At 59.2% G+C, this 23,167-nt stretch carries 24 protein-coding genes; 9 read left to right on the plus strand and 15 right to left on the minus strand.

The genetic code is table 11. From position 1 onward, the window contains the following. Positions 1 to 51: 51 nt before the first annotated feature. The 9 genes from dmpG to ABWV89_RS13000 all read right to left on the minus strand — a co-directional run bounded on the left by dmpG (position 52) and on the right by ABWV89_RS13000 (position 8,907). Entirely contained in the window at positions 52 to 1,098 is a 1,047-nt protein-coding gene (dmpG, locus tag ABWV89_RS12960) for a 4-hydroxy-2-oxovalerate aldolase (protein ID WP_353397315.1), read from the minus strand. A gap of 181 nt (positions 1,099 to 1,279) precedes the next feature. Further along, positions 1,280 to 2,269 (minus strand): acetaldehyde dehydrogenase (acetylating), encoded by a 990-nt coding sequence (locus ABWV89_RS12965; RefSeq protein WP_353397316.1) that lies wholly within the window; start codon positions 2,267 to 2,269, stop codon positions 1,280 to 1,282. A gap of 216 nt (positions 2,270 to 2,485) precedes the next feature. After that, entirely contained in the window at positions 2,486 to 2,677 is a 192-nt protein-coding gene (gene thmT, locus ABWV89_RS12970; protein WP_353397318.1) for a 2-hydroxymuconate tautomerase, read from the minus strand. Positions 2,678 to 2,745: 68 nt separating this feature from the next. Continuing rightward, positions 2,746 to 3,537: a 2-oxo-3-hexenedioate decarboxylase gene (dmpH, locus tag ABWV89_RS12975; protein ID WP_353397320.1), complete on the minus strand. Its 792-nt coding sequence runs from the start codon at positions 3,535 to 3,537 to the stop codon at positions 2,746 to 2,748. A 66-nt stretch (positions 3,538 to 3,603) separates the two neighbouring features. Beyond that, positions 3,604 to 4,398 (minus strand): SDR family NAD(P)-dependent oxidoreductase, encoded by a 795-nt coding sequence (locus tag ABWV89_RS12980; protein WP_353397322.1) that lies wholly within the window; start codon positions 4,396 to 4,398, stop codon positions 3,604 to 3,606. 21 nt (positions 4,399 to 4,419) lie between these two features. Beyond that, positions 4,420 to 5,196, minus strand: a complete 777-nt coding sequence (dmpE, locus tag ABWV89_RS12985; protein ID WP_353397324.1) for a 2-oxopent-4-enoate hydratase — start codon at positions 5,194 to 5,196, stop codon at positions 4,420 to 4,422. Between the two features lie 90 nt (positions 5,197 to 5,286). Then, on the minus strand, positions 5,287 to 6,213 hold the full coding sequence (locus ABWV89_RS12990; RefSeq protein ID WP_353397326.1) for a catechol 2,3-dioxygenase: 927 nt from the start codon (positions 6,211 to 6,213) through the stop codon (positions 5,287 to 5,289). Positions 6,214 to 6,553: 340 nt separating this feature from the next. Beyond that, positions 6,554 to 7,852, minus strand: a complete 1,299-nt coding sequence (locus ABWV89_RS12995; protein WP_353397328.1) for a DUF945 family protein — start codon at positions 7,850 to 7,852, stop codon at positions 6,554 to 6,556. A 59-nt stretch (positions 7,853 to 7,911) separates the two neighbouring features. After that, positions 7,912 to 8,907, minus strand: coding sequence for a fatty acid desaturase family protein (locus ABWV89_RS13000; protein ID WP_353397329.1), 996 nt, complete (start codon positions 8,905 to 8,907; stop codon positions 7,912 to 7,914). Positions 8,908 to 9,245: 338 nt separating this feature from the next. On the opposite strand from ABWV89_RS13000, the gene ABWV89_RS13005 reads away from it, so the two are divergent. Together ABWV89_RS13005 and ABWV89_RS13010 are read left to right on the plus strand one after the other, a co-directional pair. Further along, positions 9,246 to 9,548 carry a hypothetical protein gene (locus ABWV89_RS13005; protein WP_353397331.1) on the plus strand — a complete coding sequence of 101 codons (303 nt, stop codon included), beginning with the start codon at positions 9,246 to 9,248 and terminating at the stop codon, positions 9,546 to 9,548. 60 nt (positions 9,549 to 9,608) lie between these two features. Beyond that, a complete protein-coding gene (locus tag ABWV89_RS13010; RefSeq protein ID WP_353397333.1) occupies positions 9,609 to 10,775 on the plus strand; it encodes a DUF6973 domain-containing protein in 1,167 nt (388 codons plus the stop codon). A gap of 72 nt (positions 10,776 to 10,847) precedes the next feature. Here the strand turns inward: ABWV89_RS13010 and ABWV89_RS13015 are convergent, their stop codons facing one another. Then, positions 10,848 to 11,621: a helix-hairpin-helix domain-containing protein gene (locus ABWV89_RS13015; protein ID WP_353397335.1), complete on the minus strand. Its 774-nt coding sequence runs from the start codon at positions 11,619 to 11,621 to the stop codon at positions 10,848 to 10,850. 260 nt (positions 11,622 to 11,881) lie between these two features. Further along, positions 11,882 to 12,367: a DM13 domain-containing protein gene (locus ABWV89_RS13020; RefSeq protein ID WP_353397337.1), complete on the minus strand. Its 486-nt coding sequence runs from the start codon at positions 12,365 to 12,367 to the stop codon at positions 11,882 to 11,884. Between the two features lie 202 nt (positions 12,368 to 12,569). Here ABWV89_RS13020 and ABWV89_RS13025 point away from each other — a divergent pair, with 202 nt between their 5' ends. Then, complete coding sequence (locus tag ABWV89_RS13025) at positions 12,570 to 13,118, plus strand: helix-turn-helix domain-containing protein (protein ID WP_353397338.1); 549 nt, start codon at positions 12,570 to 12,572, stop codon at positions 13,116 to 13,118. A 47-nt stretch (positions 13,119 to 13,165) separates the two neighbouring features. After that, a complete protein-coding gene (locus ABWV89_RS13030; protein ID WP_353397340.1) occupies positions 13,166 to 13,897 on the plus strand; it encodes a nucleotidyl transferase AbiEii/AbiGii toxin family protein in 732 nt (243 codons plus the stop codon). A 131-nt stretch (positions 13,898 to 14,028) separates the two neighbouring features. Here ABWV89_RS13030 and ABWV89_RS13035 read toward each other — a convergent pair whose 3' ends face one another. From ABWV89_RS13035 to ABWV89_RS13045, 3 genes are all read right to left on the minus strand, one after another. Beyond that, a complete protein-coding gene (locus tag ABWV89_RS13035) occupies positions 14,029 to 14,505 on the minus strand; it encodes a YybH family protein (RefSeq protein WP_353397342.1) in 477 nt (158 codons plus the stop codon). Next, positions 14,502 to 15,350, minus strand: coding sequence for an RNA polymerase sigma factor (locus ABWV89_RS13040; protein ID WP_353397344.1), 849 nt, complete (start codon positions 15,348 to 15,350; stop codon positions 14,502 to 14,504). The genes ABWV89_RS13035 and ABWV89_RS13040 overlap by 4 nt, the downstream gene beginning before the upstream one ends. A 105-nt stretch (positions 15,351 to 15,455) precedes the next feature. Continuing rightward, positions 15,456 to 16,331 carry a LysR family transcriptional regulator gene (locus ABWV89_RS13045; RefSeq protein WP_353397346.1) on the minus strand — a complete coding sequence of 292 codons (876 nt, stop codon included), beginning with the start codon at positions 16,329 to 16,331 and terminating at the stop codon, positions 15,456 to 15,458. On the opposite strand from ABWV89_RS13045, the gene ABWV89_RS13050 reads away from it, so the two are divergent. After that, positions 16,324 to 16,824: an MAPEG family protein gene (locus ABWV89_RS13050; protein WP_353397348.1), complete on the plus strand. Its 501-nt coding sequence runs from the start codon at positions 16,324 to 16,326 to the stop codon at positions 16,822 to 16,824. The genes ABWV89_RS13045 and ABWV89_RS13050 overlap by 8 nt on opposite strands. Before the next feature lie 74 nt (positions 16,825 to 16,898). After that, the gene (locus tag ABWV89_RS13055; protein WP_353397350.1) at positions 16,899 to 17,411 is read left to right on the plus strand and encodes a DinB family protein; all 513 of its coding nucleotides are present in this window, start codon (positions 16,899 to 16,901) and stop codon (positions 17,409 to 17,411) included. A gap of 358 nt (positions 17,412 to 17,769) precedes the next feature. Here ABWV89_RS13055 and ABWV89_RS13060 read toward each other — a convergent pair whose 3' ends face one another. Then, positions 17,770 to 18,336: a DNA-3-methyladenine glycosylase I gene (locus tag ABWV89_RS13060; protein ID WP_353397352.1), complete on the minus strand. Its 567-nt coding sequence runs from the start codon at positions 18,334 to 18,336 to the stop codon at positions 17,770 to 17,772. Between the two features lie 504 nt (positions 18,337 to 18,840). On the opposite strand from ABWV89_RS13060, the gene ABWV89_RS13065 reads away from it, so the two are divergent. The 3 genes from ABWV89_RS13065 to ABWV89_RS13075 all read left to right on the plus strand — a co-directional run bounded on the left by ABWV89_RS13065 (position 18,841) and on the right by ABWV89_RS13075 (position 23,163). Then, positions 18,841 to 19,884: an IS110 family RNA-guided transposase gene (locus ABWV89_RS13065; protein ID WP_353397354.1), complete on the plus strand. Its 1,044-nt coding sequence runs from the start codon at positions 18,841 to 18,843 to the stop codon at positions 19,882 to 19,884. A gap of 321 nt (positions 19,885 to 20,205) precedes the next feature. Further along, positions 20,206 to 21,123 (plus strand): DNA adenine methylase, encoded by a 918-nt coding sequence (locus ABWV89_RS13070; protein ID WP_353397356.1) that lies wholly within the window; start codon positions 20,206 to 20,208, stop codon positions 21,121 to 21,123. 18 nt (positions 21,124 to 21,141) lie between these two features. Continuing rightward, positions 21,142 to 23,163: an ATP-binding protein gene (locus ABWV89_RS13075; protein WP_353397358.1), complete on the plus strand. Its 2,022-nt coding sequence runs from the start codon at positions 21,142 to 21,144 to the stop codon at positions 23,161 to 23,163. Positions 23,164 to 23,167: the final 4 nt, after the last annotated feature.

Below are 23,167 nucleotides of genomic sequence, written 5' to 3' on the forward strand. Positions count from 1 at the left end.
GCAGCAGTGGTGTTCTGCTGCTGTTTCTATGTCATTGCCGCAGCTATCGCTTCAAGCGGCACGACGCTCCAGCAGGGCATCGCGCTCTTTGGCCATCGTCATGGCGGTGTCTTCGATCATGTCTTCCTGGCCACCGACCATCTTCTTGCGGCCGAGCTCGACCAGGATGTCGCGGGCCGAGAGCTTGTACTTGGCCGCTGCGCGCTTGGCGAACAGCAGGAAGGAGCCGTACACACCGGCATAACCCAGCGTGAGCGCATCGCGATCAATGCGAATGGGGAAGTCCATGATCGGGAAGACCAGGTCTTCGGCCACGTCCTGGATCTTCCAGACGTCCACACCGGTGATGACGTTCATGCGGTCGAGCACCGCCACCAGCACTTCCATCGGCGTGTTGCCCGCGCCAGCGCCCAGGCCAGCGGCTGCCGCGTCGATGCGGGTGGCGCCACACTCGATGGCGGCAATGCTGTTGGCCACACCCATGGCCAGGTTGTGATGGCCGTGAAAGCCCAGCTCCGTCTCCGGCTTGAGAGCCGCGCGCACAGCGGCCAGGCGCTCTTTCACGCCTTCTGGCAGCAGGTAGCCAGCCGAGTCCGTCACGTAGATGCAGTTGGCGCCGTAGCTCTCCATCAGCAGGGCTTGCTCCACCAGCTTCTCGGCACTGGCCATGTGGGCCATCATCAAAAAGCCAACGGTGTCCATCTCCAGCTTGCGGGCCATGGTGATGTGCTGCTCCGACACATCGGCCTCGGTGCAGTGGGTGGCGACGCGAATGGTGTTCACGCCCAGACCGTGGGCCATCTTGAGGTGGTCAACGGTGCCAATGCCGGGCAACAGCAGCGCAGACACCTTGGCCTGCTTCATCAGCGGGATCACGGCCGAGAGGTATTCCTCATCGGTGTGGGCCGGGAAGCCGTAGTTGACCGAAGACCCACCCAGCCCATCGCCGTGGGTCACTTCGATCAGCGGCACGCCGGCAGCGTCCAGGCCGCTGGCAATGCTCTTCATCTGGTCCAGGGTCATCAGATGACGCTTGGGGTGCATGCCATCGCGCAGCGTCATGTCATGCAAAGTGATTTTCTTGCCTTCAATGCTCATGATTCATTTCTCCAGTGTCTGAACTCAGTCCTGCTCAATGTCGAAAGAACGGTGGACTGAAGAAGCGCCAATGCGTGGCAGCCGTGGAACCGGCTTTGCCGGTCCAAGGGAGCGTCCCCCTCCCGCCGAAGGCGAGAAAGAGAGGGGGAAGACGCGAAGCGGCGCAGGGGGTGTTTCATCCTCACAGCTTTATCGTTCCAGCGAGGATTTCTTCAGCGAACATTTCGGCTGTTCTGGCAGCGGCGGCGGTCATGATGTCCAGGTTGCCGGCGTACTTGGGCAGGTAGTCGCCCAGGCCTTCCACTTCCAGGAAGACAGACACACGCTGACCATCAAACACAGGGCCGTTGACCAGCTTGTAGCCCGGCACGTACTTCTGCACCTCGGCGATCATGTCGTGGATGCTCTTGGTGATGGCCGCCTCATTGGGCTTGCCAGCAGACTCGTCCACCAGGCAGTGCACGGTGTCGCGCATGATCAGTGGTGGATCGGCAGGGTTGATGATGATGATCGCTTTGCCTTCCTTGGCGCCGCCGACTTTCTCCACAGCACCGGCAGTGGTGCGGGTGAACTCGTCGATGTTCTTGCGGGTGCCGGGGCCAACCGATCGGCTGGACACCGTGGCCACAATCTCGCCGTAGGCCACAGGTTGCACGCGAGAAATCGCAGCCACCATCGGAATCGTGGCCTGACCTCCGCACGTCACCATATTGACGTTGAAAGCCTGGCCCCCACGCTCCCCCGCTGCGCGAGGTGCGCTGCCCCCCGAGGGGGCTGAGCCGCCTTGGGAGCGGCCCTGCGCCGGCTCGCTCATGAGCTGTTTCAGGTTCACGGGCGGCACGCAGTAGGGGCCGATGGCCGCGGGCGTGAGGTCGATCATCATCGCGCCTTGCTCGATGACCTTGCGGCTGTTCTCGGCGTGCACGTAGGCGCTGGTGGCGTCAAAGACAATCTGCACGCCGTCGGCCTTCATGTGGGGCACCAGACCGTCCACACCGTCGGCGGTGGTCTTGATCCCCATTTCCTTGGCGCGCTTGAGGCCGTCGGACTGCGGGTCGATGCCCACCATCCACACCGGCTCCAGCACGGGGCTGCGCTTGAGTTTGGCCAGCAAGTCGGTGCCGATGTTGCCCGGCCCGATCAATGCGCATTTGATTTTCTTGTCACTCATGATGCGATGAACTCTTGAACGATGATGTCGAGAAGGAATGAATTGAAGGTAAGGCGAGGAAAACGCATACAAGTGGCAGTCAGCGCAACCGGCGAAGAAGCGCCCAACCTCCAGGGCACCGAAGATCCGGCTTCGCCGGTCCAACGGTGCCGCCCCCCTCCCGCCGAAGGCGGACCAAAGAGGGGGGGCCGCGCAGTGGCGCGGGGGGTGGCGCTTTCAGCGCCCCAAGTCTTTCGCCGTCTTCCCCGCAATGCCCCAGTTGGTTTTGGGCACCTCGTCAATCCAGACGCGGATCGCCTCTTGCGGCGCACCAGTGGCTTCCACCAGAGCGGTGCTGACCTTCTCAATCACGGCGCGCTTTTGTTCTTCCGTGCGGCCTTCCATCATGTAAATCTGTGCGAATGGCATGTTTGATTGACTCCTTGAATGTTGTGTCTATGGGGCTGTGCTGGCCTGGGTTGAATGGAGTGATGTGCTCAGACGAAACGGAGACTGGTGCTGCCCATGCCCTGCACGCGCAAGGTGACGTTGTCGCCCGCCTGGACGGGCACGGCTTCTGTGATGCCGCCGGAGAGGATCAGGGTGCCGGCCGGAATGGCCTGGCCCCTTGCGCCCAGGTGGTTGGCCAGCATCGCAATCGCGGTGGCAGGGTGGCCCAGCACGGCAGCGCCCGCGCCGAAGGAAACGGGCTCGCCGTTCTTTTCCATCACGATGCCCACCGTGCGCAGGTCCAGTCCGTCCAGGCGCGTCGGCGTGCCGCCGATGACGAAACGCGAAGCCGAGGTGTTGTCGGCGATCACGCTCTTGAGGTCGAACTTGAAATCGCGGTAGCGGCTGTCAATCACCTCGATGCCGGGAATCACAAAGTCGGTGGCTTCGAGCACGGTGCCGATGTGGCAGCCCGGTCCGCTCAGCGACTTCCTGGTCACGAACGCTATCTCGGGCTCCACTTTGGGATGAATGAGCGAACGCGTGTCGCACTCGCCACCGTCGGGGACGATGTAGTCGTCCGTCATGAAACCGAACACGGGCGACTCCACGTCCATTTGCTTCATCTTGGCAAATGAGGTCAGGCCAGCCTTTAGCCCGGCCAGCCGTCGGCCACGGCCGAGTTTGCGCTTGAGGATGCGCTCCTGAATCGCATAGGCATCGTCCCAGTCCATGTCCGGGTGGTCGTTGGTGATCTTCTCGGTGTCCTTGGCTTCAAGCTGGCAAGTCTCCAGCCGTTCAGCGAGCGCATCGAGGATGTTGGAATCAAGTGTGGTCATATTCGGTTCAGATCAGATCAGATCAGGTCAGATCAGGTCGGATGAGGTTCAGCGGGTTCGGCAGCGTCAGGCAATCGAGCGAACCACACCGCCATCCACGCGCACGGCAGCGCCATTGGTGGCCGCAGCGAACGGGCTGCACAGAAAGGCAACCGTGGCGGCCACTTCGGCCGGCTCGATGAAGCGTCGCAGCAGCGATGAAGGCCGGTCGTCGGCAAAGTAGCGGCGCTCCACCTCTGCCACCGTGATTTGCTGCTCGTTGGCCAGCCGGTTGAGAAACGCCACCGATCCGTCGGTGCGTGTCGGGCCCGGCAACACCGCATTGACCGTCACGCCCGTTCCCGTGGTCAGCTCGGCCAGGCCGCGCGACACAGACAACTGCGCCGTCTTGGTCATGCCGTAGTGCAGCATCTCCGTCGGCGGGTTGAGTGCCGATTCGCTGGAGATGAAAACAATGCGGCCAAAGCCGCGACTCTTCATGGCCGAGAGCGCCTGGCGTGAAAGGCGAACGCCGCTCATCACGTTCACATCAAAGAAACGCTGCCACACGGCGTCTTCTGTGTCGTCGAACTCACCGGGCTCGTAAATGCCCAGGTTGTTGACCAGAATGTCGGCCTGGGCGTTGGCTTCCGCCAATGCGGCACAACCTTCTGCCGTGCCCAGGTCAGCCAGCACGGCCGAGACCTTGTCTGCACCACCTTGCGCGACCAGCGCTTCCTCTGCAGTGCGCAAGCGCTCGGCATGATGGCCGCAAATGGTGACGTGCGCGCCTTCTTGCAGCAGGCGTTGTGCAGTGGCAAATCCAATGCCGGCTGTGGAGCCGGTGACGACGGCGCGGCGTCCTGAAATCTGAAGATCCATGGGTGATCGGTCTCCAGGCAATCAGTGAAAGCGAACCGAGCAATCGCCCAGCCCGCCAATGCTCACCCGGAAACTGTCGCCCTTGGCAGCAGGGGCCATGGCGGCCAGCGCACCCGAGAGCACCACTTCTCCAGCCTTGAGGCCACCGCCCAGCGAGCCCAGTGTGTTGGCCAGCCAGGCCACTGCATTCAGCGGAGAGCCCAGCGCAGCAGCACCTGCGCCGGTGTAAAGCACTTCGCCGTTCTTTTCCAGCACCATGCCGCAGGTTTGCAGGTCAATGTCCATGGGGCTGACCGCCTGGCCTCCGAGCACAAACAAGCCGCACGAAGCGTTGTCGGCCACGGTGTCAGCGATCTTGATCCTCCAGTCGCGAATGCGTGAATCCACAATCTCAAAACACGGCATCACGCATTCGGTCGCGGCCAGAACGTCGGCCACTCCCACACCCGGGCCGGCCAGGTCGCGCTTGAGCAGGAAGGCAATCTCCCCTTCCGCCTTGGGCTGGATCATGCGGCTGGCATCAATGGACTCACCCTGGTTGACCACCATGGCATCGGTCAGGTAGCCGAAGTCTGGTTGGTGCACGCCGAGCATGTTCATCACGGCGCGAGAGGTCACGCCAATCTTCTTGCCGATGATGCGTTCACCGTCTTGCTGACGCCGCATCATCAGGCGCGCCTGAATCTGGTACGCCTGCTCGATGCTCAGGTCAGGGTGCTGGTCCGTCAGCGGGTCCAGCGGCTGGTTGTTGCGCAGTGCCTGGTAGAGCGCATCGCCCAGCGCGTCGAGGTTGGCCATTGAAATGCTTTCCTTTTCTTTTGCTTTGCTTTGCTTTTGCCTTCTCTCGCACGCGGTCACTCGGTCACGCGCGCGAGAGGGGGCGGGAGATCAGGTCACCACCGTGAGGAATCGTTCGTTGAGTTCACGGGTGTGATAGAAGATGCCGCGTCCGATTTCGTCCCAGGTCCAGACCACCGTGTCCATGTCCGGGTAGTAGTCGTAGCCGCCGCAGAAGGTTTCGAATCGGTTGCCCGATGGGTCGAAGGCGTAGATGGTGGTGCCGCGCGTGATGCCATGGCGCAGCGGGCCGATGTCGAGCGACGCGCGGTGAATGGTGAGGATGTCTGCCGCCTTGAGCACCTGCTCCCAGGTCTCCAGATAGTAGGAGGCATGGTGCAAGGTGTCGTCGCGCTCGTCGCGCACGAAGGCAATGTCGTGCGCCTTGTTCGAGCAGGAGAGCCACACGGCCATGTCGGTCTTGCCGTCTTCCATCAAGATGCGCTCCACCAGCGAGAAGCCCAGCACATTGATGAACAAATCGCGGCTGCCATCCAGATCGCTGCCGTGGATCTGCCAGTGGTCCAGACGCACAGGCGAGATGCCTTTGCGGCCGTCGATGATGGCTTCCGGGTTCAGGTTGCCCAGGCCGTTGCCCACCTTGGTCTTTTCGGCATAGAGCTCGAAGGTATGGCCCGTAGGTGCCTTGAAACGCACGCGCTCGCCGGTTTCCAGCAGCTCGCCCGCCGGAATGCGCTCGGTGCTCACACCATAGGCCTTGAGGTCGGCTTCGAGCTGGTCCAGCGTCTTGGCGTCGCGCACCTTGAAGCCATAGAAGTCCATGCCCGCACGGTCGGCCTGGCGCAGCACCACGCTGTGGTGATCAAATTCGTCCAGTGCCTTGAAGTAGGAACGGCCCGAGGCATCTCGCCCCATGGCCTGCAGCCCCATCACATTGGTGTAGAACTTCTCGGACTCTTCCAGGTCCAGCACGCGCAGCTGGCAGTGGCCAGGTCGCATCACGCCGCAAATTGCCATCTTTTTTGTCTCCTTTGGTATGGGGTTTGTCTGCGGCATCGGGCGCCGCATCGCCAGACAACACTGGCACGGTGCAAATCATCCCGGCTCTGCAAAAGTGTGTCCAATACTGTTGGGGCCTGCCAAAATACCTCAGAGGTATGAACGCCCGGAACCGCAGACAACACTTCTCACGCCATGTCTTGCATGCCCGGGTGATGGCTCAAACAAAAATGCCAAACAAAAAAAAGGCCGACTCCTGTCGAGTCGGCCCTTTGTGTTGCCAGCTTCGTTCAGACCAATTCAATTCCTGTCAATTGAATGCTCATCAGAACGCGATCAGTCGCTGGCGCAGCATGTCTCACCGCAGCGGTTTGTCGTTCACGGTGAACTGGCCGTTCTGCAGCTTCAGCTCGGCCACATAGTCACTGCCATTCTTGGCCAGAAAGCCTTGCTGCTCCAGCTGGGCGCTCATGCCAGAGCTCAGCTTCTCAAGCCTGGGCATGACGCCTTCGGCAATGCGCACTGTGCCGTTGCCCTGCAGCTGCTGCATCAGCGAATACGGGAATGCGTTCATGTCCACCTGCTCGGGCAGGCCGAAATGCAGGTCGGCAGCCACTTTGCCTTCCGGCATCTTGAAGCTGAGCTCATTGATGTTGAACTTGGGAGAGCGCTCGACAATCGCCTTGAACTCGTTGAGCATGGCTTCCGGTACGGCTGCCGGATCTTCAGTGTTTGTCTTCTGGATGCGCAGCACGGCTTGCGTGTCCACGTTCTCGAACGTGTATTCGAGCACGAAGTCTTCCAGCGCCACATCCGGCCCGGTGACTTCGCTCACCTTGACCACCTGGGCCGCCGTGAACGCGGTGTCGTTGCCGTCAACGTCGGCCCTGAAAGACATATCCTTGAAGGAGAACTGCTGGCCCTGTGGCCCCGTGATGCTGAGTTGCTCCATGTCCATGCCGCTGGTGCCAAACCAGAGGCCATGCGCCTTGTTCATGTCGGCCTCGATCCGGGCGTCCTTGAACTGCACCGAGTCGCCCTTGGCACCCTTGAGGCTCAAGGTGCCCATTTCGCCCTGGGCCTTGACGGCGTTGCCGTCATCGTCGATGTCGAACTCGATGTCCACGGCATGCAGCCCCAGCAGCGTGCCCTTGATGTCCTTCTGGAATTTGTCGACCACATAGATGGCCTTGCCGCTGCCACCGCCCAGGCCCACTTGCGAGAAGAGGGTGCCGGGAATCTCGACGGTGTCCTGGCCAGACTTGAGCTCAAAAGTGGACTCGCTCACCGCTGCCAGGGGCAGGAAAGAGCCGCCGCGCGAACCCAGCGCCGAGAAGGCGATGGGGCCATGGTGAATTTTGGAGTTGATGATCAGGTCCACCTCTCCATCGGTCGCAGTGCCCGGCCCATCGTTGGGTACGTGAGGCATCCGCTCGCTCAGCACCTCCTCGCTGATCCTGATGTGGTGCCTTCCCTCCGAGCTGAACCAGCCTTCGTCCAGCTTTTCTGTCTCCACCACCGCGCCTGGCAAGGTGGCTGCCACCTGCTGCCGGATCGCTTCGTCATAGGCCTTGGCCCCACGCGAACCGATGACCTTGGGCAAGATCAGCAACGCGCCGGCCACAACGACCACAACCCCTGTGAGTAGTTTTTTCACTATCCGCTCCCAAAACCATCGAGCATACCAAATGCCCGGAGCAGAATAATGAATTGTGATTACGTGTGCGAGGCCGCCGCACCACCCCCCGTCGCCAACACCAGCACCCGCCGATAGCCTGGCTGCACCTCCATGCGCTCGGCCGTGCCGTTGGCCTGCAGCAGCGCATGTGCCTTCGGCAGTTGCCAGCAAGGCAGACTGGTGAACAAGTGGTGCTCAAGGTGAAAGTTCACCCAATAGGGCGCCAGGAAGGCGCGCTCCAGCCAGTTGGCGTGTGTGGTGCGTGCCTGACGCAACGGGTCCGGCTGCGGTGCGCCCACCATGGCGTGCTCGGCGATGTTGCGAATGCGCGTGACCAGCGGCAGCCAGCACACCATGGGCAGGGCCCACATCGCCCACCACACCCAGCCCCAGCCCGCCGCTGTGAAGGCGGCCATCCCGATGGCATTGCCCACCCAGAAGCGCAGGCTGCTCGGTGCCACTTCCTGTTCCTTGAGGTGGCCTTGCGCGTTGACCCTGGCGTCTGCGTTGTCATGCCTGGCCGGTGAATCGGAGCGCCAGCTCAACACCCAGCGCTTGAGCTCCGCCACCGAAGGCAGCACCCGCTGCTTGAAAAATGTCTGGCCAGACAGGTCGCGCCACAGCTTTCGCTTGAGCGAGGCCCGTGTGATCGGGAACGGTTTGGACAGCACCAGATCCGGGTCCTCCGGCTGCTGCACAAAACGGTGGTGCTTGAGGTGATACGGGCGGTAGACATCGAGCGCATACGAACACAGCCAGCGGCCCACCCAATCGTTGACCTTGCGGTTCGGGTGCAGCAGCGCATGGGCGGCATCGTGCATCAGAATGAACAAGCCCAGCTGCCGCGTACCGATGACCATCACGCACAGTGGAATCAGCACCGGCCAGGTGGCGCCCACTGCCATGGTGATGCCGATCACCCCCCAGCAATGCGCCACCAGCCACAGTCCGCGCCAGCGCGAACGCTCGCTCAAGGCCCGCCATTGCGCAGGCGGGAAAAAAGCTTCGGGGTTGGCTCGTGGGGCGACTGGCATGTTGAAACCATTTTGCGAGCCGCTTCAATGGGAAGCAGTGGGGGAATCCCGGGTCTCGGGCGCGGGACGTGGCCGCACGTTGACGCTGTTTCTCTCCGATACACGAATGAGGTAGGTGTCGACCGCGGTGTAGTACGAAATCATCTAAACTGACGCTTTTCCGTATTCACCTGCGCCCTGGCCATGATGAAGCGTCGGGGTGCAGATCGACCATCCATATGCCTATCCATACTTGCTCACACGTCACCACTGGTGGGGGCTGGCTCCAGCGGTCTCGCCACCTGATCGCGCTCGGCCTGGTCTCGCTTTCTTTTTCATTCGTGCTCTCGGCGTGCAACATGCAACAACAACAGGAACAACCAACACCATCCGCATTCGATTCCGCTGCCTGGAAAGCACAGCGCGGCGTGAGCCCTGTGGACAACAAGCGCGTGCAAATGGTCTCGGCGCTTCAGTCGGCTGTTCAGGTGGGCATGAAACGTTCGGAAGTCATTGCATTGCTTGGCGAGCCGGACTCAAGCGATGCGGCGTCTGGCGCAGACAAGTACCGCCTGGGCCTGGCCATGGGGCCTGACGAGCAGTTTTACGAGATCCGCTACGAGGCCGATGTGGTCAAGTCGGCGGCACTGGGGCAATTCTGAACTGCGCTCGTCGAAAGGGCGGGTTGAGCAGATTGACCAAGAGGGAGGCATCAGAAGACCATGGCAGACGAAACGCAAGAAACAACTGGCGCACCGGCATCCGCGCGCCCCGACCTGAGCACGGTTCGCACGGAGTACCAGGTGCCGGCCGACGAGGTGGTCCAATACCGGCCACGGGTCTTCGGGGCAGTGGATTTGCCTTTCACTGAAGACTACGAGGTGAGCGTCACGAAGACGGAAGCGCAGCTGCTGGATCAGTTGACCTTCGATCGGGGCTTGCTGGGCCTGCGCGAATTTGAAGGTATTTCCAAGGAAGCCTTTCGGCAGGCCGAATCGGAGTATCCCGACAACACCGTGCCCGCGGGCGTGCCTGCAGACCGCGAGTGGGAGTGGCAAGGCAACGACGGACACCGCGACGCGTTTCGCCACACCTACTGGAGCGCTCGTCTGAGCCAGGAATACGGCCCCGAGTGGGCACGGGCATTCACCACCGCGCACGAGGGGTTGCCGGGCAACATTGCCAATCGCGAAGCAATGGACCTGTACAACAACTCGGTGGGAATCGAGATCGGCGCTCAGCACCCAGATGCCTCACCCAGTGAGCTGGCTGCGCTTGTTCGCGAAGCCGTGACGCAGGGCAAGAGCGTTGTGATGGACGGCAGTGGAAACCTGGAGTGGAGTGATCGCGTCCGCGTGGGCGAACACGGCCTCTCACCCAATGATGTCATTGGCCCGAACCTGCCCACACCCCAAGTGGTTTCTACCAAGTTCGCTGCACTGGAGCCAGAGCTGCAAGCACCAGGTGCGCAGGGCGTCCAGCACGCCTCAGCCAATACCCATGCCAGTGACTTGTCGCCCTTGGCGCAGACCCTGTTGACGGACGCCGAGAGACACGTTCGCCAGTTCTGCGAAGCAAATGGTCTGCCCTGGGATCAGGGCATGGAGAACTCGGTGGCTGCGCTGGCATGCCGCGCGGGCGAGGGGGGCATGACTGGAATTGACCATCTGACAGTGCGTGACGGCAACATCCTCATTTGCCAAGACGATGGCTATGGTCTGAAGACCGAAAGTATCCCAGCCCAAACGGCAGCCAACACCACGGTCGAGGAATCCATGCGTGGCTTGAATGACGTGGAACGCCTGGCCGCGGTGGAGCAGGCGCAGCGCGATACTGCGCTGGCGCAGGACCGAGACGAACCCTCATATGCAATGGCCATGAACGCCTGAGTTGGGTGGGGGCGCCTTCGTGCGCAGGGGAAGACTGGTGGAGCAGTCAGCCAGCCGCAGCGCCGGATCGGCTCAGTCCAGCGTGATCAGCGGACGAATGGCTCTGAGCAGCTTCTCGCCAATCCCCTTCACTTCCACCAGACGCTTGATGTCCTTGTGGGGGCGGGTGGCCACGATTTCCTTGGCCAGCTTGGGTGAAACGCCTTTGAGGGATGCAATCTCATCCACAGTCGCGGTGTTGAGATTCACCGGAGCGCCCGGCACAACGCTTGCCTTGCTCTTCTTGCCAGCTGTCTTCGCTGCGCTTTCAGCGAGTTCGGCGGATTCGGCGGGGCTTGAGGCTTTGGCGGCAGGCACTGTGGGCGGAACACCGGGCTTTGCCTTTGCTTCTACCTTCGCCTTGGTGTCCGCTTCTGTCGCTTTGGTCTCGGGCAAACCCACGTCCACCTGAAAAGGCACCGGGAAATACACAACACTGCGCGTGGTGTAGCCGTGGCCGTTCCACTCCCTGAGCAGCAGCGACATCTGCCACGCGCCCGGCAATGGCTGCTCGAACAGCAGGTCGTAGCGGCAATCAGGCACGAAGTGCTGGCCACTGATTTCGCCAATGGTGGTGGCCGCCACGCGTTTGGCACCCGGCTGCCCCTCTGGCTCCACTCGGTCCAGTGGATGGTGCAGCGCCCACAGCTCCACCGCCAGAGAGCCGCTGAGGTTTTCAATGCCGCGCAGGTTCCGGATGGCCCCCACACGCACCACCACACGGTCAGCGTTCACTGAAAACTCGCAGCTCCCGTCCAGCACAAGGCTGTTGTCCAGGTCGAGATCAAGAGGGAAAGCTGAATTCATGGCGGTCGGCTCCTGATGCGGGTGTGTGTCGGTGCGGCCAAGACAAAACAAAACAAGACATGACAAATCAAAACTAGACAAGAAAAACAGAACCACGCGTACGCGCGTCCCTGCGCTTGCCTTACGGAGTTATAGCCTGAATCGAAGTGCCAATGGAGCCGAAATACGCTGCAACGCCTGACACGCAATGACACGTACCGGTGTTCAGTTCGTCCAACTCGTCCAGCTCGTCTGACCGGTTCCTTGGCTCCGCTGTACGTCTACGGCTGATACCGCGCCGAGGTGATGAACTCTTCAAAGCTCTCGCACCAAACAATCACGGTGGCGTACTTCGCTGGGTCAATCCCCGCTGGCACCGGTACCACAAAGTTCTTGAACGTTTGCACATCGCCCACCTGCACCATCACGCTTTGCGCTTTCAGGCGTTTGAAATCGGCCTCGGTCTCCACAAACTCGGGCGAGAGGTAGAGCTTGTAGTTCGGCCCCGGCGCTATTTCGCCCATCAGCGCAATCGCGCCAGGCCCGACCGACACCGTGCCTTCACCCCAATGCAGCGCGTCACTGTCTTTCCTGTTGCGGTCAAACTTGGCTTTGAACTGCGCTTGCGCCATCACGGTGTTCACCTCGCTCGCAGTGGGCGAGGGCGGTGCAGTCAGTATGGGCAGCGCATAAATGCCACCGGCAAATCCAACGGCAGCAAAGGCGATGTGGGAGACGAGGAGCAGCAGGGCTTTGGTGAGGCGCATGGCGTGGGTTGTTCGGTTGTCGGGCCCCTATTGTGCAAACAGACGTGCGAACAGATAGCTTTGGCACCCAGGCCCTTCGCCAACCGCCCGGCACCCTTTCGGCTTAAAGGTCGCACCTACCCGTCAACATTGCCGATCTGTCGCCAGTAAAAGTGTTTCTCATTATTGACATTAATGGCCAAATGTTCATAATGAGAATCAAATGTCTGCAAAAATCCCAACGCCTACCGACAAAGCCGCCCAGCAACTGAAGCTTCTGGGTGAGCAAATACGCGCGCGGCGCAAAGCGATGAAGGTCAGCAGCACCGCCACCGCAGAGGCCGCCGGGATCTCGCGCGTGACCTTGCATCGCATTGAAAAGGGCGAGCCCAGTGTCGCGGCTGGCGCTTGGGCGAGCGTGGCAGCGGTCCTCAACCTGGTGTTGGATGCATTGCCCGCTGAAGCGGCGCTTGAGCGAAAGCGGGCCAACCGCTACCCACCTTTCACCGCAGGCGGTGGTGAGGATGGTGCAGAAGGCACAGAACAGGGCCTTGATCAATGGATGCCCGTGCGCATTCGCCTGGCGGACTATCCGCAACTGCGCGCCTTGGCCTGGCAGGTCAACGCCTCTGAAAGCCTCAAGCCCCGCGAAGCCCTGGACATTTATGAGCGCAATGCACGCCACCTCGATCTCGCGGCCATGACGCCCGATGAAGCGGCTTTGCTCGCTGCCTTGCGAGAAGGGCTGGGCGAGCCGCCTGCCCGGCGCTAGTGCCTGGCGAAGCCAAGAAGACAAGAAGACAAGAAAAAGAGAAAGTTTTGTTCCAGCGCCCCCATCACCAACGCATTGCACATGTCTTGCAAGCACTCGATGCCGAGTTGCTCAAGGCGCACGGCTGCCTGTTTGGTGGTGGCACCTGCATTGCCCTTCGGTACGGCGAATACCGGGAGTCTGTCGATATCGACTTTCTCGTCTCCGACACCAACGGCTACCGGGAGTTGCGCCAACGGCTCACCGGGCAACAAGGTATCCAGGCCATCGTTCGGCCGGGTGCCATGCCACTCGAGACAACACGTGACATCCGGGCAGACCAATACGGGCTGCGCACCGTCGTGCGCATGGACCATATGGACATCAAATTCGAAATCGTGCGGGAGGCGCGAATTGCATTCGACGCGCCAGGCAAAGACGATGACGTCTGCGGTATCGCTACCCTCACGCCAGTCGATCTGGCCGCCAGCAAGCTGCTGGCCAATGCCGACCGCCTGGGCGACGACGGAAGCTTCAACCGCGACGTCATCGACCTGGCCATGATGAACCTCAGGCTACCCGTCTTGCGCAAAGCCTTGGCCAAAGCAGAGCAAGCCTATGGCGCATCCGTCGCACGCGACCTGGCCAAGGCCATTGCCCGCATTCAAGACCGCCATGGTTGGCTGGAACGTTGCATGCAGGTCATGTCCATGACCTTGCCGCAGGCCGTGGTGTGGCAAAAAATCCGTTCGTTGCGAAGGTTGGTGCCGACGCCGGACTCTGCTGAAGGTGGAAGCTGAGCGCCCGGCTACATGAAGATGCCAGCGCGGTTTCAGACTTGCCCAAAGTTTGCATGATTGGGGCAAAAGACAAGACTTGACCCTCGGCAACTCGCACGAGGCAGAGAGCGAGACCGCTAGGCTTGATCGCATCATTTGTCTTGTGCCAGTAGATGTCCACCGTGCGGATTGTCGATCACCATCTTCCATCCCCCGTCGGGTTGCCTGCGCAGAACCGCTATGGAAAGTCCCGATTGTTCGACAGCCTGGCCGTCAGGGCCATGAGCCTTCATCTTCCACGGCGCGATATGTACCGCGATATCGCCACTCACGACAACTTCGTGCCCGGCAGGGTAGGTGAACTCAGGGCTCATCGCTGCCATTCCTGCGAACATACGCTTTAGCTGAACTGCATCTGAGACCGGAGTCTCCGGCCCGAAAACCACGGTAGCCTCCGGTTCATAACTTTGCATGACCTTGGTCATATCGCCGGCTTGAAATCCGGCTGTCATGGTTTCGATGGCGGTGAGTACGTCTTGTTGGTCCTGTGTCATGTGTTGTCCTTGCGCGGTTGAGATGATGGGGAACGTGACGGCAAGCGCTACCAGCCACGTTATTGCGTGTTTCATTTTTTCTCCGTTGCTGGGTTGGGGTGGTATAGGCTCTGGCCAGGTGGGTTCACGACCTCGAGAACCTCGGCAGCGTAGTCGTGCAGCGGCGTCAAAGGGCCCGTGGCCCGCTGCAGTTTGGCCGCAACCAGGCTTGCCTGCGTGTGCAAAGCCTGCGCTTCGACTTCAGCAAAAGTGGGCGCTTGCGCAAACTCGGCAGACGGCGCGGTACCGACACGCCCCATCGCCACTGCCGCGGGCAGGCGCTTTCGGCACGTGCAGCGCGCTTTGGTGTCAGCCAGGCCGCAATACTCGACAGTAAAAGCTTGCACCATGGAACGCGCGCGCGACAGGCGCTTGCGAAAGCTCCCCGGGGATATGTCGAGCGCCTCAGCCGCCTCGGCGTGATCGAACTCGATGATTTCGCCAAGAACATAGGCTGCGCGATGCGGCGGATCGAGACAGAGCAGCATAGCCATCGTGCAGCGCAGCCGAAGTTCGTTGAGCATGATGTGGTCTTCTGGTGAAGCCTGCGCCTCGTCAACCAAGCCACCCAGCAAGTCTTCGCCAAAAGCCTGAAACGAGAGGTCGGGATCATTGGCAATGATCTTGCGGGCGGTCAGCAGGTAGTTTGTCGCAACCCGATACACCCAGGTCTCAAACCGGCTGTCCTCTCGGAAAGTCGAGAGTTTCGTCACGATCCGAATGAGAATTTCCTGTGTGGCATCCTGCGCGGCAGCGGGGTTGACCAACATGCGCAACGCCAACCTGTATATCCGGCCCTGCACGCCGCGCACCAGTGTTTCAAGGGCTTTGGCGTCGCCTTGCTTTGCAGCCTCGATGTCCGTTGTCTGAATGTCGTTCATGGGTGGGGTTGCGCCTTTCGTCGTGTTGTTACTTCGTTAGACACTGGCGCGAGGCAATGTGTGACAAGAATGTTTGCCTCGGGTCCAATGAAATGAAATCGACCCTCAGATCGCCTTCAAGATCTTGCCCACGTGATCACGGATATCCGTGGCTACTGCCGCGATCACTTTCGACCCGCGACTGTCCTGGTTGCGCAGCAGCCAGACAGAGCGTGCCGCGCTCAGTGGGGTCGTCTTGCTACATACCGCGCCACCCAAACGACTACCCACCACTCTTGGCAAAGCCGCTACCCCTATCCCATGATTGACGGCACTTGCCAGGTTCGAGAAATCATCGACAACAACGACCGATTGAAACTTGTCAGGGGCCACCGGCCATATCTGCCCGTGACGATCCGCCTTCATACGAACGAGGCAAAGCGTGTCATACGCGCCCCGATCCAAAGCGGCGATAAGGCCCGGATGACCGAAGACCCCCATGGACAGGGCGCCAAGCCTTCGGCCCAAGAGATCCGCCGGCGGTGCTTCCGTAAAGCGCAGGGCCATATCCGCCTTGCCGCTTTGAACGTCCACCGGGTCGTCGCCAGAGATCAAATCGAACGACAAAGCCGGAAACCGGCGGCGAACAGTGGCCAAAGCCGGGAGAACCAGCAGGTCGAACCCCCAGGGGTTGCAGGCGATGGATATGCGGTCGATGGCATCCGGATGCTCGCGGCGCGCAAACGCGGCCATATCGCCCACCACAGCGTTCATCTTGTCCGCGTGATCGCAGATGACCTTTCCCTTCTCGGTCAGGGTCCAGGGATGGCGCTCCCGATTGACCAGGCGCAGCCCTAAAGCACGCTCTAGTGCAGTGATGCGCCGCGACACCGTTTGATGGCTGAGCCCCAGTGCACGCCCAGCTGCGATCGCACCGCCACAGGTGCGCAGCATCAACAGTACGCGCAGATCAGACCAGTTCAGACCGTTGAGTATGTCCATTTTTGCACCTTCTTTGTCCGCGTGTTTCTATTCTTGCATCAAAGGTGCCGTGATAAAAAAGTCAAAGAAAAGAAAGGACGCGTTGATGAGCATGTCAGTTATCTTGATGGTCTCGGGCCTCTTGCACCTGGTCCTCTTGATCGGTCATGGCACCCAGATCGCGTTGAGCCACGGAGTGTCATGGGGCACGGGGCGGCGCACAGTCACGCCTGTGCGGGGCGACCTTGATCGGCGATTTGAAAGAACGGTCACAAACAATACGGAAAGCATGATCGCGTTTGTGCCCGTGACCGTCGCGGCCCTGACCCTTGGCGCCGAAACGGCCGTCGCGGTGTTGGCAGCGAAGGCCTTCATCGGCGCGCGCATTGCCTTTGCCGGGTTCTACCTTTGCAACGTCCCCTATGTGCGAACGGTGGTCTGGTTTGTCGGAAACCTGTGTATCGCAGCCATAGCGTATGAGACCTTCGCGGTGTTGGCTGGGACAGCAGCGTAGTGCACCGTAAAGCGCCGCGCTGAATGCGCACCGTTCGAACGGCGTTCAAATAGCAAAGAACAAGGGAGCAAAACATGATCTCTACCCGCTATGTCGATGAAATGGCGAAGTACTCGCGCTGGCAAAACGACGGCATCTACCAGTGTTGCGAAGACATCGGGTCGGAAGAGCGCGGGCGGGACCGCGGGATGTTCTTCGGCTCCATCCACAACACGTTGGACCATATCTGCGTGGTCAATCGAGCGATCCTGACTTTTCTGGATGGCGCGGTGCCCAGTCAGAACCCGCCCGGCCATGTCGCCTGGACAAGCTGGGAGGAGCTGAAATCTGTCAGGCTTGCCCAAGACAATGCGCTGGCGCTCGGCGCCAGAAAATGGACGGATGCTTGGCTGGAGGAAAAAACGTTCAAGAACGACCCGAACGCGCCCGACCTGCCCGCAATTCCGCGCTGGATCATGGTCGTACAGCTCTTCAACCACCAAACCCACCATCGAAGCCAGGTGACCAGCGCTCTTCACGCCATGGGCGTCGAATATGGATCGACGGATATTCCGTGGCGCCCAGGGGCGGGCTTCTTCGAAGCATGATTTTTTGCGCGCCCGAAGCGCGCAGGCCTGGTGTCGCCTAAGCGGTTCGCGTTCGTTATTTCCAGCCGCACGAGCGTCTTCTCCAAAACGCTCATACGAGGACCTTGCGAAGCTGCGAGGGATCCCGGAAAGGCGAGCGCTCAGCTGGCAATGAATCGGTACCTCTTGATTCAGAGCCGCCGTTTGCAAGGGTTGTTGGCCACCGATTGGATCAGGTTGCCGAAGTGGTCTCAAATGGGCCCGCCCCCCGTAAAACGCCGTGCGCCGATAGCATCGCCGTCGTGGCGTGCTGTTGCACTGTTCGCGCTCACGACCAGGCGTGGGTTTGCCCTGCCGCCGTGTTGTGGGGGGCGCCAGGTCACAGGGCTTTGACTTCCTTGTGCCTGAAGCAAGAAACCAGGTGGTCATTGACCATGCCGACAGCTTGCATGAACGCATAGCATGTTGTCGGCCCCACAAATTTGAAGCCCTTCTTCTTGAGGCTCTTGCTCATCTTCTCCGACTCCGGTGAGCTCGAAGGTACTTCCGACGATGTTTTCCAGGCGTTCTGGATCGTTTTACCGTCCACAAACGACCAGATGTAGTGGTCGAAGCTTCCGTACTCAGCCTGGACCTCCAGAAAACGCTTGGCGTTTTCGATCGCAGCGTTGATCTTGAGTCTGTGTCTGACGATGCCCGAATCGTTGAGCAGGGACTCGACCTTCGCCTGTGAGTATTTTGCGATCTTCTTTGCGTCGAATTGATCAAACGCCCTGGAATAACCTGCACGCTTCTGAAGAATGGTTGCCCAGCTCAGGCCGGACTGAGCCCCTTCCAGAATCAGCATCTCAAAAAGCTTCCGATCATCGTGCAGGGGAACGCCCCATTCCAAGTCGTGGTGTTCAAGCTCCAATGGGTTGGAGTTTGCCCATTCGCAACGCCTCATACATAGCTCCTTCGTAGAAAACAACCAGTGGAGGAGACTTTGTCTTCCCCTCCCGGATCGACCTTAGAGGAGGGCGACGAAAGGTCCAATGGAATTGCGTCGCCAGCCTTCCCAGTCGGACTATCGACTGGCGCCGATAGTTCAATGTGCCTTCAGGCAGACTTGGTACCGATGCCCGTTGCTCTCCTGTTTTGTTGAGGGTTGGCGAGGCCTGAAGCAGCGCCAGAGAGGGCAAAAGGCAAGACCTCGTATCTTCCCCCTGTCGACCCAATAGAGGTTAAAACAACCGATGTTGAGCTGGCCGGTCGGGATGATGCTGGCAAGACTTGGGGCCAGGGTTCTTCGCCTTCCCTTCATGAGGGTGGTGAACCCCAAGCCCGTGGGTCAGATAGGTGCTCCCTGCCGTTTCTTCGTTTCAACAAGACGGAACGGTAACTTGGGATGCCCGGCAATGCCTTGTTGCTTTGCTGGCAGCATACCCGCATACGAGGAAGGTCCGATGCGATGAACGGCAAATCTGACGAACACTTTCACCCCGGCGCCCATGTCTCTCATGTGCTGGGAATCGACGTGTCCAAAGCCAAGCTTGATGTGGCGCTGCTCAGCAGCGCCTCGGGCAAAGTGAAGTCCCGCGTGTTCAAGAACTCGCCCCAGGGCTTCGAGCAGCTTCACCAATGGTTGATCGACCGTGACTGCAGCGCAGACCAGTTGCATGTCTGCATGGAGGCCACCGGCCCTTACTGCGAAGGCGTGGCGACGTACCTGTGCGACCAGGGCTGGAGCGTGAGCGTGGTCAACCCTGCTCGAGTCAAAGGCTTTGCCCAAGGCACCATGCAACGCAACAAGACCGACAAAGCAGACGCGAGCTTGCTCGCACGCTTTGCACTGCTCATGCAGCCCGAGGCCTGGCAGCCAGCACCTGTTGAAGTGCGAGAGCTGCGCTCCTTGATCGACCGCTTGCAGGCCCTCAAGGACATGCTGCAGCAAGAGAGAAACCGCCTGGAGGCCGTGGGTGAGCAAGACGCCATGCGCGAGTCACTGCTCAGCCATATCGATTGGCTCAAGCGCAGCATTGCGGAGCTGGAATCCAAGATCGATGACCACATCGACCGCCATCCTGATCTCAAGCGCGACGCTGAACTCATTGCCAGCATTCCCGGCATGGGCAGCATCACGGCAGCCAAGGTACTGGCCTATTTGGGGGACGTGCAACGCTTCAAGAACGCCAAGGCCCTGGCAGCGTTTGTCGGTGTCACGCCCAAGCTCAAAGAGTCGGGTACGTCGGTGCGAGGAAGAAGCGTGATCGCCAGAAGCGGGCATGCCGCCGTGCGCCATGCTTTGTTCATGCCTTCAATGGTGGCCCGCCGTCACAACCCATTGCTCAAGACCTTTGGGGACCGGTTGGCCGCTGAAGGCCTCAGGCCCAAGGCCGTCATCCTGGCCTGCATGCACAAGCTGGTTCGAATGATCTACGGGGTACTCAAGTCAGGTCGGGCATTTGACGCCCGATTCCTAGTTGGAAAGCTTGACATTCAAGACGGTATCTGACCCTCGGCACCCCTCGCAAGACGGTATCTGACCCTCGGTACTGGTCAGATGGTCCCAATTCGTACCTAGGTTGCAGTCTACTTAGCCAACAAGCAGCCGAAATGAATCGGTAGGCACAACATTCAGAAAGTTGGTTCGTGCAGTAACATGATGCAGACGAGTTGAATATGAGGATAGATCGAAGGGAGAGGCACTTGGCGAGTCTGGCGTTGAAAAGCGTCTCGCGGGAAGCGCATGTAACTCATGTGAGTTTTTCAGCGATTCGATCAGAGCTCCGGTTTTCGACCGCCTATGAGGCGTGTATTTGGCTTGGGCTTGGACATGAATAACGAGGCTGCTGGTTTGTTGGAAGTAGTCGGGAAGCGGGTTCGCCAAATTGCTGAGCCCGCGTCGTCATTGCCCCGCTCGTCGAATGAGTCAGATCTGGCTCTTGTACCTTTTCTTAAATGGCCGGGCGGTAAGCGGTGGTTCGTCTGCAACCACGCTGAGCTACTACCAACAGAGTACGGTACATACGTAGAACCGTTCTTGGGTGCTGGAGCTGTCTATTTCTACCTAAAGCCAACGATTGCACTGCTCGGCGACGTGAACGCTGAACTCGTAGATGCGTATCGCGTAATTAAAGACAACTGGCAAGGGCTCGACGCCAGTTTGCACTATCGTCATCGTCGGCATCGCGAGGATCCAGACTATTACTACTATTGGCTTCGTGCCAAGGTGCCAACCAATTTAGTACAGCGGGCATCGAGACTTATCTATCTCAACCGGACATGCTTCAACGGGATCTACCGAGTAAACCAACAAGGCCAGTTCAATGTTCCAAGGGGCTCCAAAGACAAGGTGGTGATTGAGTCTGACAACTTCGAGTCAATGTCCAAAGTCCTTGCGGGTGCGGAGTTGGTTGCCGGTGATTTCGAGTCGCTCATCGACAGATCTAAGGGTGGGGATTTTGTCTTTTGTGATCCGCCCTACACCGTCCGGCATAACTACAACGGATTCCGGAAATATAACGAAGTGCTGTTTTCTTGGGCGGACCAAGTGCGTTTAGCACAAGCGCTAGCTCGTGCGGCTTTGCGTGGGGTGAAGGTGGTCTGCACTAACGCGAATCATCAGTCGGTCCGTGAACTCTACCAAAGCAAAATTTTTGAGCAAAGGGTTGTGTCGCGATACTCGCATATCTCGGCTGGCAACGCTGGGAGAAGCTACTTTGAGGAGCTCGTCATCCGAGCCAACGTCTAGAAAATATAGGGAGGTTCTATGCCTGATCTTGGCAGTCTTATCAACGTTGCGGCAACACAAAGCAATCCTATCGATGCGCTTCGTTCATTTATGGAACGCGAAGAGCAGATGGAAGCGGCGCGTCGTACTAGCGATATGCGCTTTGTCGGCTATGTATTGGAGTTGGGCTTTGAAGTTGCGAAGATCATTACGAGCGACCCTTACAAGGTCGCGGTTGGTGGGATTCCTCGAGGCTCTTTCCTCATCATGACGCCGACTGCCACCAGCGGCGGTGCCCAGCCTGCGCCACCACACTTCACGCTCCTCAGAGTTACTGGCGTGTCGCCCACTCCGCTGTCCAATCAAGTGCAGCAGACTTACTTTGAGTTGCATAAGAAGTCCATGCCTGAGCTGGATGTGTGGACCCAGAGTGAGCTTCAATGGGGGGCTCTGGATTGTGATGTGCTTGGCATGTTCTACGCGAATCCGGAAAACATGTCTGAGCTAAATTTCTCCGGTGATGTCAATAACGTGGTTAGTGCACATCGCTATAAGGTCTTTGCTCCTGATGAGGCCCTGCTCGGACTAATTGTCAACGGTATGGTCAAACGCGAGCAGCAGGCAACCATAGGCACTCTACGCACGATGGAGTGTGGGCTTTTCAGTCACGGGGCTGTAGCAGGCATAGAGGTCTCGATCTCCATGAAGGACTTCAAGGGGTGTCGAACAGCTATGTTTGGCAAGACTCGCTTGGGCAAATCCAACGTAGTCAAACTGCTTTCTCAGGCGATGCTTGACACCACCGAGGGGGATAGCTCAGTCGGCCAACTCATCTTTGATATCAACGGCGAGTACGCCAACGACAACCCGCAGGATGGCAATCGTTCGCTTCGCTCTGCAAACGAGGCAAGATGCCAAGTCTATGCACTGACTGATCGCCCAGGAACCCCATCGCGACCGCTTCGATTGAACTTTTATGAGCAGCCGGCTGCGTGCTTAGAAGTTCTTGCTTCTCTTCTAGAGCAAGATAATCAGCGATCTAACTACATCCGGGCATTTGCAGCAGTTCAACTACCCGAAATTGGTGAGATAGCCGCAATGGATCAAAGTGATGGAAGTAGGGCCGTCCGCAAGATCCAGGCCTATTGGGCCTGCTTGAATAAGGCTGGATTTCGCGTAGATGAGAGTAGGCTCAGAGGTCTGCGACTGCGCGCAACTCAACATGTCAAAGGCTTTGACTGCCACTACAAAGACCCAATTCGTACAGCTGCGTATGCCTCAGTGCGTCCCAATGAGCAACCTCCTGGCAACCCCACCAACCTAGACGAATTGCAGGCGGAGCTGGAGGTGTTGGCAAGGTGGAGGAGGGAAGACGCCGACAACAGTCTATTGAGGAGCAATGGTCGTCCGGTTTTCGACGCAGAGATGGCAGCCTTGCTTGACTTCCTCAATCCAGCCACTGGGTCGGGACCATCGTTACTTCGGACCTACCAGCAGTATCACGCTCCAGATGCTGGCGACTTTCAAACCGAAATCCTCGAGCTTCTTGACGAAGGTAAAACGGTCATACTCGATCTGGGCAACGCGACGGATAGTACTAGAAGGTATTTTTCGAATTTGCTTTCAACGGCAGTCTTTCGAGCACAAGAAACGAAGTTTGTATCCAACACCCTCGGTAATCACTACGTACAGCTCTACTTCGAGGAAGCCCATAATCTTTTCCCGCCAGAAAGTAAGGACCTGACAGGGGTCTACGCGCGTTTTGCCAAAGAAGGAGCCAAGTTTCACATCGGCATGGTCTATTCGACACAGTCACCTTCGACGATCAACAAGGAGTTGCTGGCCCAAACGGAGAATTTTTTCGTTGGACATCTTTCAAGCCAAGACGAAGTGAGAGCTTTGGCTCGCGTGCAGATTGCCTATTCAGGCGCCGAGGAAGACATTTTGCGTGCGAAGACGCCTGGCTACATGCGGATGCTGACTATGTCTCATCGGTTCATCATCCCGACTCAGGCCTTCAAGTTTGAAGCGCAACCTTCGGCTACGCCCGTGCAGGGTTAAAAAG

It is taken from the genome of Hydrogenophaga sp. 5NK40-0174, from assembly GCF_040372165.1.
Lineage (GTDB): Bacteria > Pseudomonadota > Gammaproteobacteria > Burkholderiales > Burkholderiaceae_C > Hydrogenophaga.

Excerpts from the sequence above, each read along its gene's own strand:
- ABWV89_RS13065 (WP_353397354.1), top strand. The coding sequence starts at position 18,841 with ATGAACGGCAAATCTGACGAACACTTTCACCCCGGCGCCCATGTCTCT.
- thmT (WP_353397318.1), bottom strand. The coding sequence starts at position 2,677 with ATGCCATTCGCACAGATTTACATGATGGAAGGCCGCACGGAAGAACAA.
- dmpE (WP_353397324.1), bottom strand. The coding sequence starts at position 5,196 with ATGGCCAACCTCGACGCGCTGGGCGATGCGCTCTACCAGGCACTGCGC.
- ABWV89_RS13060 (WP_353397352.1), bottom strand. The coding sequence starts at position 18,336 with ATGAGGCGTTGCGAATGGGCAAACTCCAACCCATTGGAGCTTGAACAC.
- ABWV89_RS13015 (WP_353397335.1), bottom strand. The coding sequence starts at position 11,621 with ATGAATTCAGCTTTCCCTCTTGATCTCGACCTGGACAACAGCCTTGTG.
- ABWV89_RS13025 (WP_353397338.1), top strand. The coding sequence starts at position 12,570 with ATGTCTGCAAAAATCCCAACGCCTACCGACAAAGCCGCCCAGCAACTG.
- ABWV89_RS13070 (WP_353397356.1), top strand. The coding sequence starts at position 20,206 with ATGAATAACGAGGCTGCTGGTTTGTTGGAAGTAGTCGGGAAGCGGGTT.
- ABWV89_RS13035 (WP_353397342.1), bottom strand. The coding sequence starts at position 14,505 with ATGAAACACGCAATAACGTGGCTGGTAGCGCTTGCCGTCACGTTCCCC.
- ABWV89_RS12990 (WP_353397326.1), bottom strand. The coding sequence starts at position 6,213 with ATGGCAATTTGCGGCGTGATGCGACCTGGCCACTGCCAGCTGCGCGTG.
- ABWV89_RS13010 (WP_353397333.1), top strand. The coding sequence starts at position 9,609 with ATGGCAGACGAAACGCAAGAAACAACTGGCGCACCGGCATCCGCGCGC.
- ABWV89_RS13075 (WP_353397358.1), top strand. The coding sequence starts at position 21,142 with ATGCCTGATCTTGGCAGTCTTATCAACGTTGCGGCAACACAAAGCAAT.
- ABWV89_RS13045 (WP_353397346.1), bottom strand. The coding sequence starts at position 16,331 with ATGGACATACTCAACGGTCTGAACTGGTCTGATCTGCGCGTACTGTTG.
- ABWV89_RS13005 (WP_353397331.1), top strand. The coding sequence starts at position 9,246 with ATGCAACAACAACAGGAACAACCAACACCATCCGCATTCGATTCCGCT.
- ABWV89_RS13055 (WP_353397350.1), top strand. The coding sequence starts at position 16,899 with ATGATCTCTACCCGCTATGTCGATGAAATGGCGAAGTACTCGCGCTGG.
- dmpH (WP_353397320.1), bottom strand. The coding sequence starts at position 3,537 with ATGACCACACTTGATTCCAACATCCTCGATGCGCTCGCTGAACGGCTG.
- ABWV89_RS12965 (WP_353397316.1), bottom strand. The coding sequence starts at position 2,269 with ATGAGTGACAAGAAAATCAAATGCGCATTGATCGGGCCGGGCAACATC.
- ABWV89_RS13050 (WP_353397348.1), top strand. The coding sequence starts at position 16,324 with ATGTCCATTTTTGCACCTTCTTTGTCCGCGTGTTTCTATTCTTGCATC.
- ABWV89_RS12980 (WP_353397322.1), bottom strand. The coding sequence starts at position 4,398 with ATGGATCTTCAGATTTCAGGACGCCGCGCCGTCGTCACCGGCTCCACA.
- ABWV89_RS13000 (WP_353397329.1), bottom strand. The coding sequence starts at position 8,907 with ATGCCAGTCGCCCCACGAGCCAACCCCGAAGCTTTTTTCCCGCCTGCG.
- ABWV89_RS13020 (WP_353397337.1), bottom strand. The coding sequence starts at position 12,367 with ATGCGCCTCACCAAAGCCCTGCTGCTCCTCGTCTCCCACATCGCCTTT.
- ABWV89_RS13040 (WP_353397344.1), bottom strand. The coding sequence starts at position 15,350 with ATGAACGACATTCAGACAACGGACATCGAGGCTGCAAAGCAAGGCGAC.
- dmpG (WP_353397315.1), bottom strand. The coding sequence starts at position 1,098 with ATGAGCATTGAAGGCAAGAAAATCACTTTGCATGACATGACGCTGCGC.